At 71.2% G+C, this 15595-nt stretch carries 13 protein-coding genes; 4 read left to right on the top strand and 9 right to left on the bottom strand.

The annotated features are described in order from the left end of the window. Positions 1-20: 20 nt before the first annotated feature. Together HNQ79_RS26570 and rbsD are read left to right on the top strand one after the other, a co-directional pair. Positions 21-944 (top strand): ribokinase, encoded by a 924-nt coding sequence (locus HNQ79_RS26570; protein WP_185035360.1) that lies wholly within the window; start codon positions 21-23, stop codon positions 942-944. Continuing rightward, positions 941-1330: a D-ribose pyranase gene (gene rbsD, locus HNQ79_RS26565; RefSeq protein WP_185035358.1), complete on the top strand. Its 390-nt coding sequence runs from the start codon at positions 941-943 to the stop codon at positions 1328-1330. Before HNQ79_RS26570 ends, rbsD begins: the two co-directional genes overlap by 4 nt. 191 nt (positions 1331-1521) lie before the next feature. On the opposite strand, the gene HNQ79_RS26560 is transcribed toward rbsD, so the two are convergent. Then, positions 1522-2070 (bottom strand): phosphatase PAP2 family protein, encoded by a 549-nt coding sequence (locus HNQ79_RS26560; RefSeq protein WP_185035356.1) that lies wholly within the window; start codon positions 2068-2070, stop codon positions 1522-1524. Positions 2071-2477: 407 nt separating this feature from the next. Here HNQ79_RS26560 and HNQ79_RS26555 point away from each other — a divergent pair, with 407 nt between their 5' ends. Together HNQ79_RS26555 and HNQ79_RS26550 are read left to right on the top strand one after the other, a co-directional pair. Further along, complete coding sequence (locus tag HNQ79_RS26555; RefSeq protein ID WP_185035421.1) at positions 2478-4964, top strand: helix-turn-helix domain-containing protein; 2487 nt, start codon at positions 2478-2480, stop codon at positions 4962-4964. Positions 4965-5395: 431 nt separating this feature from the next. Continuing rightward, positions 5396-5683 carry a hypothetical protein gene (locus HNQ79_RS26550; protein ID WP_185035354.1) on the top strand — a complete coding sequence of 96 codons (288 nt, stop codon included), beginning with the start codon at positions 5396-5398 and terminating at the stop codon, positions 5681-5683. Here the strand turns inward: HNQ79_RS26550 and HNQ79_RS26545 are convergent. From HNQ79_RS26545 to HNQ79_RS26510, 8 genes are all read right to left on the bottom strand, one after another. Further along, a complete protein-coding gene (locus tag HNQ79_RS26545) occupies positions 5671-6435 on the bottom strand; it encodes an alpha/beta fold hydrolase (RefSeq protein ID WP_185035352.1) in 765 nt (254 codons plus the stop codon). The genes HNQ79_RS26550 and HNQ79_RS26545 overlap by 13 nt on opposite strands. Before the next feature lie 169 nt (positions 6436-6604). Continuing rightward, positions 6605-7513 carry a helix-turn-helix domain-containing protein gene (locus HNQ79_RS26540; protein ID WP_229923667.1) on the bottom strand — a complete coding sequence of 303 codons (909 nt, stop codon included), beginning with the start codon at positions 7511-7513 and terminating at the stop codon, positions 6605-6607. A 41-nt stretch (positions 7514-7554) separates the two neighbouring features. Continuing rightward, positions 7555-8406 carry an alpha/beta fold hydrolase gene (locus HNQ79_RS26535; RefSeq protein ID WP_185035348.1) on the bottom strand — a complete coding sequence of 284 codons (852 nt, stop codon included), beginning with the start codon at positions 8404-8406 and terminating at the stop codon, positions 7555-7557. A gap of 138 nt (positions 8407-8544) precedes the next feature. Beyond that, positions 8545-9792 (bottom strand): PucR family transcriptional regulator, encoded by a 1248-nt coding sequence (locus HNQ79_RS26530; protein ID WP_185035346.1) that lies wholly within the window; start codon positions 9790-9792, stop codon positions 8545-8547. 135 nt (positions 9793-9927) lie between these two features. Beyond that, entirely contained in the window at positions 9928-12804 is a 2877-nt protein-coding gene (locus HNQ79_RS26525; RefSeq protein WP_185035345.1) for a helix-turn-helix transcriptional regulator, read from the bottom strand. A gap of 60 nt (positions 12805-12864) precedes the next feature. After that, complete coding sequence (locus HNQ79_RS26520) at positions 12865-13479, bottom strand: FMN reductase (protein ID WP_185035343.1); 615 nt, start codon at positions 13477-13479, stop codon at positions 12865-12867. After that, a complete protein-coding gene (locus HNQ79_RS26515; RefSeq protein ID WP_185035342.1) occupies positions 13476-14561 on the bottom strand; it encodes an LLM class flavin-dependent oxidoreductase in 1086 nt (361 codons plus the stop codon). The genes HNQ79_RS26520 and HNQ79_RS26515 overlap by 4 nt, the downstream gene beginning before the upstream one ends. A gap of 105 nt (positions 14562-14666) precedes the next feature. After that, positions 14667-15503 (bottom strand): alpha/beta fold hydrolase, encoded by an 837-nt coding sequence (locus HNQ79_RS26510; RefSeq protein ID WP_185035340.1) that lies wholly within the window; start codon positions 15501-15503, stop codon positions 14667-14669. Positions 15504-15595 lie beyond the last annotated feature (92 nt).

Here is a 15595-nt window from a genome sequence, read left to right as displayed (position 1 = left end):
CGAAAGCAGGAAGCACACACATGCACGCCAACGCCCCCGACGACCGGTACGACCTGCTGGTCGTCGGGTCGGCCAACGCCGACCTGGTGATCGGCGTCGAGCGCCGCCCCGCGCCCGGCGAGACGGTCCTCGGCTCCGACCTCGCCGTCCACCCCGGCGGCAAGGGCGCCAACCAGTCGCTGGCCGCCGCCCGCCTCGGCGCCAGGACGGCCCTCCTCGCCCGGGTCGGCGACGACGACCACGGACGCCTCCTGCTGGAGACCCAGCGCGCGGCGGGCGTGGACACGGACAGCGTCCTGGTGGGCGGGGCCCCCACAGGCGTCGCCCTGATCACCGTCGACCCCTCGGGCGACAACAGCATCGTGGTGTCCCCGGGAGCCAACGGGCGGCTCACGCCCGAGGACGTCCGGGCGGCGGCCCCGCTGCTGGCCGCCGCCCGGGTGATCTCCGTACAGCTGGAGATCCCGCTCGATACGGTGGCCGAGACGGTACGCGGCCGGGGGCCGGACACCCGGCTCGTCCTCAACCCGTCCCCGCCCGCCCCGCTCCCCGAGCAGGTGCTCGCCGCCTGCGACCCGCTGGTGGTCAACGAGCACGAGGCGCGGTACATGCTCGGCGGCGGCGCGGGGGAAACCCCGCACGACTGGGCTCCGGCCCTGCTCGCGCTCGGCCCGCGCTCGGTCGTGATCACCCTGGGCGCGGCCGGGGCCCTGGTGGCGGACAGCCGTACGGAATCCCTGGACCATGTAGGCAGCCCGAAGGTCGAGGCACTCGACACGACCGGCGCCGGGGACGCGTTCACGGCTGCCCTGGCCTGGCGGCTGGGCCGTGGCGACGAACTGCGGGAGGCGGCGGCCTTCGCGGTCAGGGTGGGCGCGGCGGCGGTCACGGCGCGGGGGGCACAGGAGTCGTTCCCGACGCTGGAGGAGGTGGGCGCGCTGTGAAGAGGTCGGGCATCCTCAACCGCCACCTGGCGGGCGCGCTCGCCGAACTGGGCCACGGCGACGGCGTTCTGGTCTGCGACGCCGGCATGCCGATCCCGCCCGGCCCTCGCGTGGTCGACCTGGCCTTCCGTGCCGGGACCCCCTCGTTCGCCGAGGTGCTGGACGGCCTGCTCGACGAGCTGATCGTGGAGGGCGCGACGGCCGCCCGGGAGATCCGTGACGCCAACCCGCAGGCCGCGGCGCTTCTGGACGGTCACTTCCCCCGGCTTGACCTGATCCCGCACGACGACCTCAAGGCGCTCACGTCGGCCGCCCGCCTGGTCGTACGGACCGGGGAGGCCCGGCCGTACGCGAACGTACTGCTGAGGTGCGGGGTCTTCTTCTGAGCGAGTGCGCTCGAACGCGGACGAGCGCGTGCCCTGTGGCCGACGGCCGTCCCGGGCGATCGTCTTTCCTTACGGGACTTCCGCCCGCGACGCACGGCCCGGGCACCTCATCTGTCGTCGGTCGTCGGGGCTTCTCCGCCCACCTGACACTGCCGTCTGGCGGCCCGTCGGCCGGCACCCCGCCCCAATGGCTAGAGCCCATGGCGCAGGATCAGCCGTGGGGCGCGGCGGACGAGCCAGGCGCTGGCGAGGCCGACCGCGGCCCCGGCTGCGACGTCGCTGGGGTAGTGGGCGCCGCTTTGCACGCGCTCGACGGCCACCAAAGCGGCCGGGACCGCGCACAGCACGCCGGCCAGCGGCCATGTGGGGGTGATGGCGGCAGTGAAGGCGACCGCGGCAGCGGTATGCCCGGAGGGGAAGGAAGAGGAGTCGGGACGGTCCTCCGCCTCGTCGTGCGGGAACCACTCCTTCGGCGGCCGGGGGCGGTCCGCCAGCTGCTTGCACACACCGTTGGACACCAGCTGCGCCACCGTCAGCGCCGCCAGGCCCGCGACAGCGCACCTGCGGCCACGCCAGCCGCCCGCGCAAGCCATGACCGCAGCCGCTCCGATCCACAGCTTGGATCTCTCGGCCGTCTCCTCCACTGCCGAGAGCGCACGGTGAAGGCCGGGTGCGACTTCGGCAGCCAGCCGCTTGGGCACCCGCCGGTCGACTTCGCGAATTTCCGCCAGCAACCTCATGCCCTGCGGGTATCCCATAGATCACCCAGCATGCCCGCCATCGCAGCAGACGTCGATGCGAACACGAGTTCGGCATCGTCGCGCCGCACGGAGCGAAGGATTCGGTGAACCGCCGACGCGGTGGCGATCTCTTCGTACGGACGGGCCGGTGCCCCTTCGTACGGGCCTGCGCGCGTGCCTCAGGCGGCATGGGCCGGCCTGTGGCGGTCCGTGTCGCCCCCGGGACGTCAGCCGGTGCGGGGCGGAACGTGTGAGGCGGCGGAGTACCCCTGACGTCGGCCGTTGCCCTGTGCTCGGGGTGATCGCGGTCACCGAGGGCCGACGCGCCGAGGAAGCCGGTGAGCTGGGCCTTTACTGTGCCGCTGTCGAAGTCGGCCTCGTCGGTCCTGGCGCCCAACCGGCCTGGTATGGCCGGTTGGGCGATAGGGTCGCCGGGACCGAGACCAGCGGGTGAAAGGCGCGATGTGGCCGGGGAGTTCGGGCATCTGGTGCGTCAAGGGCGTCGCAGAGCGGGGATGACGCAGGAACAGCTTGCCGAGAAGTCCACTGTCGGCGTGCGGACCATCCGCAGAATGGAGACGGGAACGGACATAAACTTCCGGCTCGACACCGTGCGGCTGCTTGCCGAGGCCCTCGACCTCGCTCCGGACGAACGCCGCGATCTGATGGCCGCGGCGGGCAGGGGGACTGCGCCCCCGGACGACCTCAAGCCCGGACGGCGGGCGACCGTCGAGCGTGTTTACGGCGAACCAGCGACGGAAGAGCCGGAATCCGGTGAACCGGTGCCGGTGGAGCCCGTGGTCGGCCGAGCGGCGGTCGGCGAGCGTACAGCGGGCGAACTCAGGACCCAAGAACCGGACCCCGCCGCACGCCGCCGCAAGGCGCCGCCGCTGTCCGAGGTCACCGACCACCTGGCGGACGTGCTGCAAGGCCGCTGGCAGCGTGAAGTGGAGCAGCGTGGCGCGCACAATCCTTTTCCGCTGCCCGTACGGTGGCAGCCCGTGCCCGCCGAGCTGGCCGATCACTGGGACAACGTACGCCGCGTTCCGCCCGGCGGGTGTGCGGGCCCGCTGGACCTCGCGGGGGACCTGACCGAGATCGCGGACGTCTACCGGCGCGTTCCGTCCGGTCGGCTGGTGGTGCTCGGCCGCGCCGGGTCCGGGAAGACGATCCTGACACTGCGGTTCGTACTCGACTACCTGGCCACGCGTACCAGTGCCGACCCCGTCCCGGTCGTCTTCAGCCTCGGCTCGTGGAACCCGACGGCCGAGCCACTGCGGGAATGGCTGGTCGACCGTCTGCTGCGCGATCATCCCGATCTGGTCGCGGCTGCTCCCGGCGGTTCGACCCTGGCCGCCGCGCTGGTCGACGCAGGCCGGATCCTGCCGGTACTGGACGGGTTCGACGAGCTTCCCGGAGGGCTGCACCGCGACGCGCTGCTGGCGCTCAACGCCACCTCGCTGCCCGCTCTGCTGACCAGCCGACTGCCCGAGTTCCGCAGGGCCGTCGAGGCGAGTGACGTGCTCGCCGGGGCCGCGGGTATTGCGATCACCGACCTCACCCCCGCGGACTTTTCCGACTACCTGCGCCGCTCCAGCCGCACCACGCACTGGGAACCGGTCCTGGACGAACTGCGGGCCCGACCGGACAGTCAGGCGGGCAAAAACCTCATCGAGGTGCTCAGGACGCCGTTGATGGTCACCCTTGTCCGTTCCACCTACAACAACACGGACTACGACCCGGCCGCCCTGCTCGACACACAACGATTCCCCACTCCGAACGATCTCGAAGACCACCTGCTGGGCAGCTTCGTGCCGACCGTCTACCGGCGGCACGGGGCAGGAGCGCGACGCCCGGCCTGGACCCAGGACCGTGTGCAGCGCTGGCTGGGCCATCTCGCCGGGCACCTCGACCGGCTCGGCACTCCGGACCTCGCCTGGTGGCAGCTCGGGACCTCGCTCAGCCGCACCTCGCGCATTCTCGGCGTCGTCCTCGCCTCGGCGCTCGTGACCACGCTCTGCGACTGGCTGGTCTACCTGCCGCAGTACGTGAGCGTCCTCGGACTCGTGCCCGGGCTCCGCGCGGGCCTCCTGGAGGGTCTTCTTCTCGGCCCCTTGGTCGGGCTCGGCTTCGGTCTGGTGTACGCGCTGATGACCGTCCACTTCCGTACGACGTTCGAGCCGGCACGCGTCCAGATGCGGTGGGACGGCCCGAAGACCCGGGCGCCTGTCGTCCGCTCGGTCCTCACGAGGTTCGGCACCGGCTGCCTAGGTGGACTCAGCATGGGGCTCGGCCACCAGGTGCTGGCCGCGTTCGGGCGCGCGTTGCTCCACGGCACTCCCTCGTCCCTCGACACGCTGCTCACGACGACGCTGCACCACATGCTTGTGTACGGGCTCGTCTTCGGACTGGCCGCAGGCATGGTCTTCGGCCTCGCCGCCGTGCTGGAGGCCCCCGTCGATCTCGCCTCCGCCACCAGTCCGCTCGCCATGCTGCGCACCGACCGCACCACCGTCATTCGCCGGGTCCTGGTCCTCGCACCGGTGTTCGCGCTGACGATCACCTTCGGTGGCGTTCTCGTGGTCGGGCTACTGCAAGGGCCGCTCGGCCCCCTCGACTGGTCTCTCGGCTACGGATGGACCGCAGGAGCCCTGGGCGGAATGACCGGGGCGCTCTCTTACACGTTCGCCTTCACGGCGTGGGGCCAGTGGCTGCTGTTCTCCCGCGTCTGGCTCCCCCTCACCGGCAGACTCCCCTGGGCACTCCCCGCCTTCCTCGACGACGCCTACCGTCGCGGAGTACTCCGCCAGGTCGGTGCCGTCTATCAATTCCGCCACGCCCGCCTTCAGGACCACCTCAACCGTGCTGAGCAGCGCACGTCGCCCCGGTCGTAACCACGCGGGGGTACGACCGGTCAGATGTGGCCTGTCGTCTGGCCTGTCCGACATCCAGCGGAGACGCCTAGCTTCCAGGTGTGGCCGACGTGGTCTCACCGCGCCAGGCCACGCGCGACGACACAGAGCGACAGAGCCGAAGAGCAGGAAGCGCCGATGAACAGAAATACGACAAGAACCTCCCGAGCCCCGCTCGGGAACGCTGTGGGTAAGGGCCTCGCTGCGCCCGTGATCGCCGCCGCCCCGGCCGATGCGGCGAGGGCCAGTGCTGCCCTCGCCGAGACCTGCACGGTCGCCCGTCACGCCGTGGCCCTCCTCACGGTCGGCGGTCCGGACGCGAAACACTTCTGCCGGGACTCGGGCGCGCGTTGCACGGAACGGGGGACCAGTCGGTGAAACCTGCGGCCAAGAGCGTTGCCTACTCCATTGCCATGGGCATGAGGCTCTGCGGTATCGCGGCGGTACTCGTCTGCGGTTTCTGGTTCGTGACGGCCTGCCAGGCGGCGAACTTCGGTGAGGAGTGCGAAGGCCAGACGATGAAGAGTGGCGATTCCTGCGTCGAGTGGGTGGGCGGGGAGAAGGGTGACGTCACCACCTATGAAGAAGGGCAACGGGAAGCAGCGGAAGGCACGGAGGACATGAAGACCGCCGGGACGATCCTCGTCGTCGGGGCCGGACTCGTCTTCGTGAGCGGCAAGCTGGACGATCACCTCTCCTGATCGACCGGCATCCGCCTCGCATCGAGCAGTCCGGCCGGTCGGCTCGTCGCCCGTATCGCTTCGCTGATCAGGTCGGCGACCCGGGTGGGCTCGGACAGGAGGACGGCGTGGGAGGCGTCCGGAAGTTCGACGGTGACGGCTCCGGCCCGTGCGGCACCGAAGCGCTGGACTTCGGGGCTGATCGCGCGGTCCGCCCCGGCCACCAGGGCCCAGGACGGTTTGGTCCGCCACGCCGCCGCGGACGCGGTCTCGGTGAAGGCGGCGGTGGCGAGCGGGCGTTGGGCCGCTGCCAGGACGCCGGCGATGTCCTCGGGCACGTCCGCCGCGAACACGGAGGGGAAGGCCGTCTCTTCGATGGTGACCTCGACTCCGGAGTTTCCGTCCAGGAGGGGATAGGTCCACTCCTTCAGGCTGCCCGTCAGCGGAGGCGCGGGAAAGCCTCCTTGGAGCTGGCCGAGGCTCTCACCCTCGTGGGGCACGTAGGCGGCCACGTACACGAGCGCCACGACGTTCTCGGCGGCGCCGGCCACGGTGATCAGCGCGCCGCCGTACGAGTGGCCGACGAGTACGGCCGGGCCTTCGACCTGGGCCAGGACGGAGGCGAGGTAGGCGGCGTCCGACGTCAGACCCCGCAGTGGGTTCGACGGAGCGATCACCGGGATACCGCTGTTCCGCAGTTCCGAGATGACGCCTATCCAGCCTGTCGCGTCGGCGAAGGCACCGTGCACGAGGACGACGGTGGGGTTGGTCATTCAAGGTCTCTTCTCGATGTCGGGCCATGGGTCGGCGTCCTCATCACGGTCAGAGCCCGCCCGGAATTCCGGCAAGAGGTCCGTGGGTCGGTTACTCACGGTAGGACCGTGGAGGCGGCACCTCTGGTACATGCGCGCATCCGCGCTGACACGACGGCGCACACACGGCTCAGCGTTTCCGCTCGTCCTGCGCGCCGTCAGTCGTCGTCGCGAAGGCCGAGGTTGCCAGCGCCTGCCATTCGCTGGGGCTCATGCCGTAGGCCCCGCGGAAGGTGCGGCTGAAGTGCGAGGGGCTGCTGAAGCCCCAACGGTGCGCCACCGCGGCCATGGTCGTCCTCCGGTGGGAGCGGCTCAGTTCGAACCGGCAGAACTCGAGCCTGCGCCGCCGTACCCATTGGCTCACCGTGTCGCCGTCGTTCTGGAAAAGCTTGTGCAGGTAGCGGACGGAGATGTGGTGAGCGCGGGCGATCGACTCCGGTGAGAGGTCCGGGTCCATGAGGTGCTCTTCGATGTAGCCGTGGATACGGGACAGCATCTCGTTGACGGCCCCGGACGCGTCGTGGGCCTCGTCCGTCGTGTCCGCTTCGAGGAGTTCCATGACCAGAACGGAGAGGAGGTGCACGGCCGTCCGGGCACGACGGTCCCCGATGGTGGACCTCTGGAACTCGGCCTTGGCGGCGAGCGCGGTGAGGAACTCGGACGCCAGGGCTCCGATCCCCTCGCCCCCGCGTACGGGTACGCCGAGCACCTGGTTCAGCTCCGGCTCCGTGACGCCCAGATAGCACCGGGGCACCCGGAAGAAGATCATCCGGCAGTCTTCCGCGAACTGCAGCAGATCCCGCCGGGCCGGGTCGCAGAAGACCAGGTCGTTCGGCTCCAGCAGGGTTCTGGCACGCTCGTGGACGACGGTGACACGCCCACGGACATGGACGCCGAGGTAGACGTGGGTCGGGTCGTTCGTCTCCGGCATCTCGGAGAGCATCTGGACCAGCCACCGCGAGCGGGAGGAGGGCGGGGCCGGATCGGGCGCTTGCCGGGGTATCCGTTCGAGCGCACGGGACATCAGTGTGAGGGGCATGGGGGTTCCTAGCCGTAGGTGCGTGCGGGCGGAGGGCGGACTCATACCCCGTTCGCCGGCTCCTCGGCCAGGAACTTCTCCACCACTGCGTTGAAGGCCTGCGGGTTCTCCAGGAAGGGGAAGTGCGAGTTCGCCACGTCGGAGGCGAAGACGTGCAGGCGTGCGCCGGGAATCCGTTCGGCGACGAAGCGCTGCGAATCGGGGTGCACATGGCTTCCCTCACACCCGATCACCAGGGTCGGCACGTCGATCCGGGGAAGCACGTCGCGCCAGTCCTGCGCGCAGTGGTCGAACAGCAGCGGTACTCCCGCGTGGGCGGGTGTCGACAGGATCTCCTCGTCGACGAAGGCCAGCACCTCGGGGTCGGAATCGCCGGAGAACATGCCGCGCACGAACTCGGCGCGGACCGTGTCGCCCTCCGGCCCCGCGAGGGACGCACCCAGGTACAGCAGCCCCGACACATCGAAGATGGCACCGGAGTCCCGCTGCTCGCGCTCGGTCATCCAGGGCACGGCGGCGACCGCCGCGGGCTGGTCGACGGCGACGAAGCGCCGGATCCGTCCGGTCCCGTACTGGTCGATGAAGCTCCACCACACCGAGACGCCCATGGACCAGCCCAGTGCGTCGAAACGGTCGAGACCGAGATGGTCGACGAGTTCGAGCACATCGCGGGAGAGCCGGGCGATGCGGTAGCCGTGACGCGGCTTGCCGGACTTCCCGTGGCCGCGGAAGTCGACGGTGACGACGCGACGGCCGGGCGCCAGCCCCTCGACCTGGTGGCGGAACATCGCCTGCGTCTGCCCCCAGCCGTGCAGCATCACCAGCGGGACGCCCTCGCCGCCGGTGTCCTGGTACGCGAGCCGCGCACCGTCCGTCGTGATCAGTTCCTTCATGACCTCTCCCCTGGTCGGAGGCGGTGCATCGTTCCCGCCCGTCCCGAACATCATCGATGGCGGCCCGCTGCCCCCACCACCGCGAGCTGTAGGAATCGGGCCGTGGATCCTCCTCGCTTTGTCGAAGCGGGTCCGTGGTCAGACGGCCCCGTCGCCGCCCGGGGAGAGGAGTTCCTCGATCCTGAGGCCGAGGTGCAGGGTGAGCCGGTGGGCGCCGTTGTCGAGGTCGAGTCCGGTGATCTCCTGGATCTGGCGCAGGCGGTAGTAGAGCGAGGTGCGGTGGATTCCCAGCGTGTCCGCGGTCCGGGGAATCGATCCCGCGTGTTCGAGGAACGACCGCAGGGTGTCCCGCAGGCGGTCGCCGCCGTGAGAGTCGCCCAGGGTACGGAGCGGCTTCGGGACCAAGGACGCGTTCAGGGCGTGCTCGGGGAGCTGGAGCAGCACCGCGAGCTCCCCGAGCAGCTCCCAGTCACCGACGCTCTTCAGGGTGGGCAGTCGGCGTGCCGCGCGTGCCGCCACGAGCGCCTGCTCGTACGACATCCATGCGTCGTCCAGGCCGTGGTGCCGGCCGCCGACGCCGATCACGGGGTGCACCGAAGGGCCCAGGAAGGTACGGAGTGCGTCCAGGATGCGAGCGGACTGTGCGGTGACCTCGTCCTGGCCGGGCGGGCGGTCGCGCAGTTGGAGCAGTGTCGCCCGCTCCGTGCCGACCGCGACGAGACCCTGGGCCGAACGCGTCTGCCGGAACCCCTCCAGCGCCCCCCACAGGGCCGTCTCGGACTGCCGCACGAGTTCGGTCGCGCGGCTCAGCTGGACGACGGTGACCTGGACGTGCTCGGCCGCCCCGAGCAGTCCGAGTTCCTTGCCCCGCTGCCGTGCGGTGGTACGGGCGGTGGCGTCGGCGCCGACGAGTTCGAGGACGAGGTCCCGCTCGTCGGCCTTCCGGGTGTCGGTGGCGAGGTGCTCTGCGTGCATCTGGGCGGCCATGACGTCCGCGGCCTGCGCGATGGCACGCGTCTCGTGCTCCGTGAGCGACTTCTCGGGCACGACCACCAGGAGCAGTCCCAGGAGGTGTCCGCGCTCGCGCAGGGGCGCCACGTAACGGGGCAGCAGTCCGAGGTCGTCACGGCCGTCGATGAATCCGGCCCGGGACCACTGGGTCACGCCCTGGTCGAGGACGTAGCGGATGGCCGCGTTGTCGGCGCGGCCCTGCAGCAGGGTGCCGATGCGGACCGGGTCCTCGTCGCCGAAGTGGCGGCTCGTGCAGACCATGCGGACCAGCGGGTCGTCGACGGCGACGGACCGGCCGAGCCGCTCCGCGAGTTCGTCGACAAGCGCCTGGAGCTCGGGGCTGCCGGGGCGGGCTCGCTGGAGCCTTGCGGTCATGCGCTGTTCCTCTCGACCAACTGTTCCCCGCGGACTTCTCCACTCCGCGGTTCTTGACCATTCTGAGGAAGCGACGGCGTCGGCACATCACACGAATCGTCCATTGCCATGGCGGCGGCAGGGGATACGAAGCAACTACTCTCCGCTGTCGCGGTGCTTCGCCAGCCGGGTCAGCTCCACGCGCGAGGTGATGTCCAGCTTGGTGAAGGCCCGGCGCAGGTGCGAACCGACCGTGTGCGGCGAGAGGGAGAGGTGCTCGGCCACCTGTTGGTTGGTGAGCCCTCGGGCCACGGTCCGTACCACTCGCAGCTCCGCGGCCGTCAGCTCGGGCCATGCGCTGGAGAGTCCGGGCGTCGAGGGGCGGCGGCGGACACCGGCGGCCCGCAGGCGTCGGCGGACGCGTGCGACGTCCCGCTCGGCGCCCGCTCGCGCGTAGAGAGCGAGGGCCGTGTCGAAGTACGGCACCGCTTCGGAAGTGCGGGTGGCCGCCAGCCTGCGTCCGGCGTCCTCCAGTGCTGACGCCCTCGCCAACGGCCGAGGACAGTTCTCGTACAGTCGGACAGCGCGTACGAGAGTGGTGAGGTCGTTGTCGAGGAGCCCCCGGGCGTGCGCGGCGGTCGCGGTGAGAAACGTGAGGCCGGGGTTGAGCGCGGCCAGTCGCTCGGCCTGGTCCGCTGCCTGCGCGGCCCGTTCGTGCGCGCCGGCGCGCAACGCCAGGCGGACGAGGACGGGGGCGTCGGCGGGGTCGACCAAGCCGGCGTAGGCCGGCCGGTCCGCGGCGGGCGACGTCAGCACCTCGTCGAGTTCGGCCATGGCCCGGTCGGGCCGGCCTTCGGAGTCGGCCATCAGCGCCAGCATCCAGGAGCCGAAGTGCCGGACGACGGGTGCGTCGTCGGTCCGCATGCGCCTCGCCTGCGCCGCGTACATCCGTGCGGTCTGCTGGTCGTTGGTGTGGAGGGCGACGCGCATCATCACGTACCGGAGGGTGACGTCGGCGAGGTTGCCCGGGCCGGGATCGTCGGTCGTCGCGGACGCGGCTTCGGCGTCGGCCCGGGCCTCCGTCAGCCGTCCGGCCTCCAGAAGGATGCGGGACCTGGTCATGAGCCACATCCGGGTGGCCACTGCCCGGCCCTGCTCCCTGGTGAGGCGGATGCCGTCCTCCGCGGCGGCGAGCGCCTCTGCCGGGCGTCCGGTGGTGTGCGACAGGAGAGCGTGCCACAAGGCCTCCGGAACCCACAGCGAGGTGCTGATGCCCAGGGCATCGGCCAGCGCGGCGGCCCGCTCGGCCTGCCGGAACGCCTCGGTCAGGTCCATGCGGTGGAAACTCACGGCCGAGCGGACCGTCGACAACGTGGCCTCGACGGAGCGGTCCCCCGCTGCCGCTGCGGTCTCCCACGCCTCCGCGGCCGCCCGCTCGGCCGCCGAGTGCTCGCCCGCCATCGACAGACCGACAGCGAGCATGGCGAGCAGTCGCCCCTTCACCCCCGCGGAGATTCCCGGCAGTGCCGCCCCGGTACGCGCCTGCCGGGCCGCCTCGGAGAAGTCGAACGGTGCGGCGAGCCGTGCCAGGGCCAGGCGGATGCGCGCCTCGTCCTCGGTTCCGAGACCGCCGGTCGCCAGGGCGGAAGCTCCCAGCTCACGTGCCTGGGCGGACCGGCCCGTCTGCCAGAGCAGCGGGATCGTCTCGGCGATGACCCTCGGCCGCCCCGGAGCGTTCGGCGGGGTGAGTTCCAAGGCTTTGAGGCTGTGTTCCGCGGCGGGTCCGGGAGCGGTGGCCGCGAGTTCCGCCGCGGCGGTGCGCAGCCGGTCGGCCTCCGTCGCGTCTCCCGGTCCCGCTTTCCCCGCCTCCGTTGCACCTGCCGGCGCCGTCCTCCCGGCCGAAGCCCCGGGACGCTCGTCGGGAAAGGTCGTGCCCCTCGGCAGCAGCCCGGCAGCCTGACCTCGCAGAGCTTGACGCAGGGGCAGCGGGAGGCCGGCTTCGACCGCCTCGCGGATCAGGTCGTGGCGGAAGGCGAGGCGGTCGCCGCTTTCGGTGAGCAGATCGGCGTCGAGCGATTCCCGTACCGCTGTGATGAGCGCCGCCGAGGACCTGCCGAGCAGTTCGGCCAGCAGCGCGACGGTGACCGGGCCGCCCACGGTGGCCGCCGTCTGCACCAGCTCCCGTGCCCCTTCGGACAGCTGGCCGAGGCGGCGCACCACAGAGGGGAGTTCCCGTGGGCCGAGCGGTCCGGCCGGCAGCCTGGCCGTGCCGTTCTCGATCGTCACCGCCTCCCGCAGCGAGCCGAGCAGCTCGACCAGCAACTGTGGGACTCCTTCGGCGCGTCGGGCGACGCGCAGGACGTCCGGGGCGGGAGCGGCGCCCAGGACGTCCTCGGTGATCCGCGTGATCGCCCGGTCGGAGAGCGCTCCCAGCGCCAGCTCGTGTGCGCCTGCCCGCCGGATCCGGTCCAGGGTCGTGCGCACTCCCGAGGGCACGCTGCCGCCGCGCACGGCGACCAGCCACAGGATGGCGTGCGACGAGAGTCCGGCCGCGAGGGTGTTGAAGGTGAGGAGGGTCAGGTCGTCGCACCACTGGAGGTCGTCGAGGACGACGAGCAGCGGGCCGTTGCGAGCGGTCTCCCGCAGCCGGTCCCCCAGTTCCTGGAGCAGCCAGAAGCGCTGACCGGGCGTCGTGGCGAGGTCCCTGAGGCGGACGGCGTCCGACAGCGGTTCCTCGCCGGAGAGCAGACCGTCGAGGAGCGGGCCGAGGGGCACGAACTGTTCGTCGGGGTCCGCCGATCCCTCGAACACCCTCGTCCCGCGCCGCCCAGCGGCTGCCGCGGACTCCGCGAGGATCCTGGACCTGCCGATGCCGACGGGGCCTTCGACGCGGATGATCCCGCCCTCGCCCCGGTCGAGCGCGTCGAGCCGCGCCTCGATGAACGCCAGTTCGGCGTCCCGGCCGCGGAGGGGCGTCCGTAGATCCTGGAGCTCCTCGGGCGCGGTCCTCGTCGTCTCTCGGTCGATGCTCATACGGCGGAACAGTATGAACCATGGGAACCGTCCCGCCGTCGCCCGGCCCGGGGACGCGTCTCAGTCGAAGCGCAGGTCGGCGAGTTGCCGTTCGAGGACGGTGACGTCGTCCTCGGGCTCTGCACCGACCGGGCGCGCCGCCACGAGCGCGGCGAGCTCGGCGCCCGCCCGGCGGACGCGGCCGGGAAGGCCGTCGGTGTAGGCGTCTCCCCCCGACCCCCAGTCCTCGGAGGCCGCGAACACCGCGGTGGGGACGACGACGGCGCGGAGATGGGCGAAGAGCGGGCGCACGGCGTGCTCAAGGGCCAGGGAGTGGCGGGCGGTACCGCCCGTGGCCGCGATCAGGACCGGCTTCCCGGAGAGGGCGTCCGGATCGATCACGTCGAAGAAGGACTTGAAGAGGCCGCTGTAGGAAGCCGCGAACACGGGAGTCACCACGATCAGGCCGTCGGCCTCCGTCACCGCGTCGATCGCGGCGCCCAGGCGCGGCGGCGGAAAGCCGGTCACGAGGTGGTTGGCGATGTCACCGGCCAGTTCGCGCAGCTCCACGACCTCGGTCGACGGCGTCCGCCCCCGGGCGGTGAGTTCGTCGCGGGCCGCCTCGGCCAGCCGGTCCGCGAGCAGGCGGGTGGAGGAGGGGGTGCTCAGCCCCGCGGAGACGACGATCAGCTTCATGCGGCGGACACCTCCCGGACGGCTCGGAGCGACGCGTGCGTGGGGGCCTCCGGTACGTCGGCCGGACGTCCCTTCGCGAACTCCCTCCGCAGGACGGGTACGACCTCTTCGCCGAGGATGTCCAGCTGTTCGAGGACGGTCTTCAGAGGCAGGCCGGCGTGGTCCATCAGGAACAGCTGGCGCTGGTAGTCGCCGACGCCCTCCCGGAAGGACAGGGTCCGCTCGATGACCTGTTGGGGAGAGCCCACCGTCAGCGGGGTCTGTTCGGTGAACTCCTCCAGCGACGGGCCGTGGCCGTAGACGGGAGCGTTGTCGAAGTAGGGGCGGAATTCCCGTACGGCGTCCTGGGAGTTCTTGCGCATGAAGACCTGTCCGCCCAGGCCGACGACGGCGTCCTCCGGGCGGCCGTGGCCGTGGTGTGCGAACCGGCGCCGGTAGAGCTGCACCATGCGCCTGGTGTGGTCGGCCGGCCAGAAGATGTTGTTGTGGAAAAAGCCGTCGCCGTAGTAGGCGGCCTGCTCAGCGATCTCGGGGGACCTGATGGATCCGTGCCACACGAAGGGCGGGACGCCGTCCAGGGGCCGGGGCGTCGAGACGAAGGCCTGGAGCGGCGTACGGAACGTGCCCTCCCAGTCCACGACGTCCTCGCGCCACAGCCGGCGCAGCAGCGAGTAGTTCTCCTTGGCGAGGTTGATGCCCTGGCGGATGTCCTGCCCGAACCACGGGTAGACCGGGCCGGTGTTGCCGCGTCCCAGCATGAGGTCGACCCGGCCGTCGGCCAGGTGCTGGAGCATCGCGTAGTCCTCGGCGATCTTCACCGGGTCGTTGGTGGTGATCAGCGTCGTGGACGTGGACAGGATCAGCTTCTCGGTGCGGGCGGCGATGTGGCCGAGCATGGTCGTCGGTGACGACGGGACGAAGGGCGGGTTGTGGTGCTCGCCCGTCGCGAAGACGTCCAGGCCGACTTCCTCGGCCTTGAGGGCGATGGCGACCATCGCCTTGATGCGCTCGTGTTCGGTGGGGGTGCGGCCGTTGGTGGGGTCGGGGGTCACGTCCCCGACGGTGAAGATGCCGAACTGCATGGTGTGTCTGCTCTCCTGAGCTCGTCCGGTTCCCACGCGGGGAACGGGGGGCCGGGGTGACGCCGGGGGTTCCGGCGTCACCCCGCGCGGGTCAACGGTGCGGCGTCACTTCGCCAGGAAGGCGAGGAGGGCGGTGTTGACCTCCTCGGCGTGGGTCCACAGCAGACCGTGCGGGGCGCCCTCGATCTCGACGTAGTCGGCCGACGGGAGCGCCTTGTGGAAGGGGCGCGCGGTGCCCTCGGCCGGCAGGATGCGGTCGGCGGTGCCGTGCAGGATCAGGGCCGGCACGTCGATGGCGGGGATGTCGGCGCGGAAGTCGGTGTACCAGGTCGCCGGAGCGGCGGACGCGGCGAAGGAGCCCCCGCGGGCCGCGGTGTTCCAGCTGTTGCGGACGGCCTCCTCGCTGATGCGGGTGCCCAGGTTTTCGTCGAGGTTGTAGAAGTCGTTGAAGAAGGCCGTGTAGTAGGCGTAGCGGTCGGCCTTGACGGCGGCGACGACGCCGTCGAAGAACTCCTTCGGGGCGACGCCGTCCGGGTTGTCGTCGCTCTTGAGCAGGCAGGGTTCGAGCGACGCCAGGAAAGCGACCTTGGCGACCCGCCCGGAGCCGTACGTGGACACGTACCGGGCGACCTCGCCGGTGCCCATGGAGAAGCCGGCCAGGACGGCGTCGTTCAGGTCGAGGGTTTCCATCACGGTGTTCAGGTCGGCGGCGAAGGTGTCGTAGTCGTAGCCGGTCGTCGGCTGCGAGGACTGCCCGAAACCACGGCGGTCGTACGTGATCACGCGATAGCCGGCGTCGAGCAGCGCGGCGCTCTGGCGCTCCCAGGAGTGGCCGTCGAGCGGGTAGCCGTGGATGAGGACGACGGGCTGCCCGGCGCCCTGGTCCTCGAAGTACAGCTCGACGGGGTTGGTGTTCTCCTGGCCCACGGTGATGTACGGCATGGGGATGCTCCTTCGTTTCGGGACGGCCGGTTCGCGCGTCGAAGCGGCGCGGTATGCCCGTCACGCTAGGTCCGGTCCCGCGGCCCCTGTTG

It is taken from the genome of Streptomyces candidus (genome assembly GCF_014207445.1).
In the GTDB taxonomy this organism is placed as follows: Bacteria; Actinomycetota; Actinomycetes; order Streptomycetales; family Streptomycetaceae; genus Streptomyces; species Streptomyces candidus.
Note: the sequence above shows the minus strand (reverse complement) of the source record. Positions and strands in the feature narration are given on the sequence as shown.

Coding starts and splice junctions, on each gene's coding strand:
- HNQ79_RS26555 (WP_185035421.1), top strand. CDS start 2,478: ATGGCCGGTTGGGCGATAGGGTCGCCGGGACCGAGACCAGCGGGTGAA.
- HNQ79_RS26545 (WP_185035352.1), bottom strand. CDS start 6,435: ATGACCAACCCCACCGTCGTCCTCGTGCACGGTGCCTTCGCCGACGCG.
- HNQ79_RS26550 (WP_185035354.1), top strand. CDS start 5,396: ATGGGCATGAGGCTCTGCGGTATCGCGGCGGTACTCGTCTGCGGTTTC.
- HNQ79_RS26535 (WP_185035348.1), bottom strand. CDS start 8,406: ATGAAGGAACTGATCACGACGGACGGTGCGCGGCTCGCGTACCAGGAC.
- HNQ79_RS26525 (WP_185035345.1), bottom strand. CDS start 12,804: ATGAGCATCGACCGAGAGACGACGAGGACCGCGCCCGAGGAGCTCCAG.
- HNQ79_RS26530 (WP_185035346.1), bottom strand. CDS start 9,792: ATGACCGCAAGGCTCCAGCGAGCCCGCCCCGGCAGCCCCGAGCTCCAG.
- HNQ79_RS26510 (WP_185035340.1), bottom strand. CDS start 15,503: ATGCCGTACATCACCGTGGGCCAGGAGAACACCAACCCCGTCGAGCTG.
- HNQ79_RS26570 (WP_185035360.1), top strand. CDS start 21: ATGCACGCCAACGCCCCCGACGACCGGTACGACCTGCTGGTCGTCGGG.
- HNQ79_RS26515 (WP_185035342.1), bottom strand. CDS start 14,561: ATGCAGTTCGGCATCTTCACCGTCGGGGACGTGACCCCCGACCCCACC.
- HNQ79_RS26540 (WP_229923667.1), bottom strand. CDS start 7,513: ATGCCCCTCACACTGATGTCCCGTGCGCTCGAACGGATACCCCGGCAA.
- HNQ79_RS26520 (WP_185035343.1), bottom strand. CDS start 13,479: ATGAAGCTGATCGTCGTCTCCGCGGGGCTGAGCACCCCCTCCTCCACC.
- HNQ79_RS26560 (WP_185035356.1), bottom strand. CDS start 2,070: ATGAGGTTGCTGGCGGAAATTCGCGAAGTCGACCGGCGGGTGCCCAAG.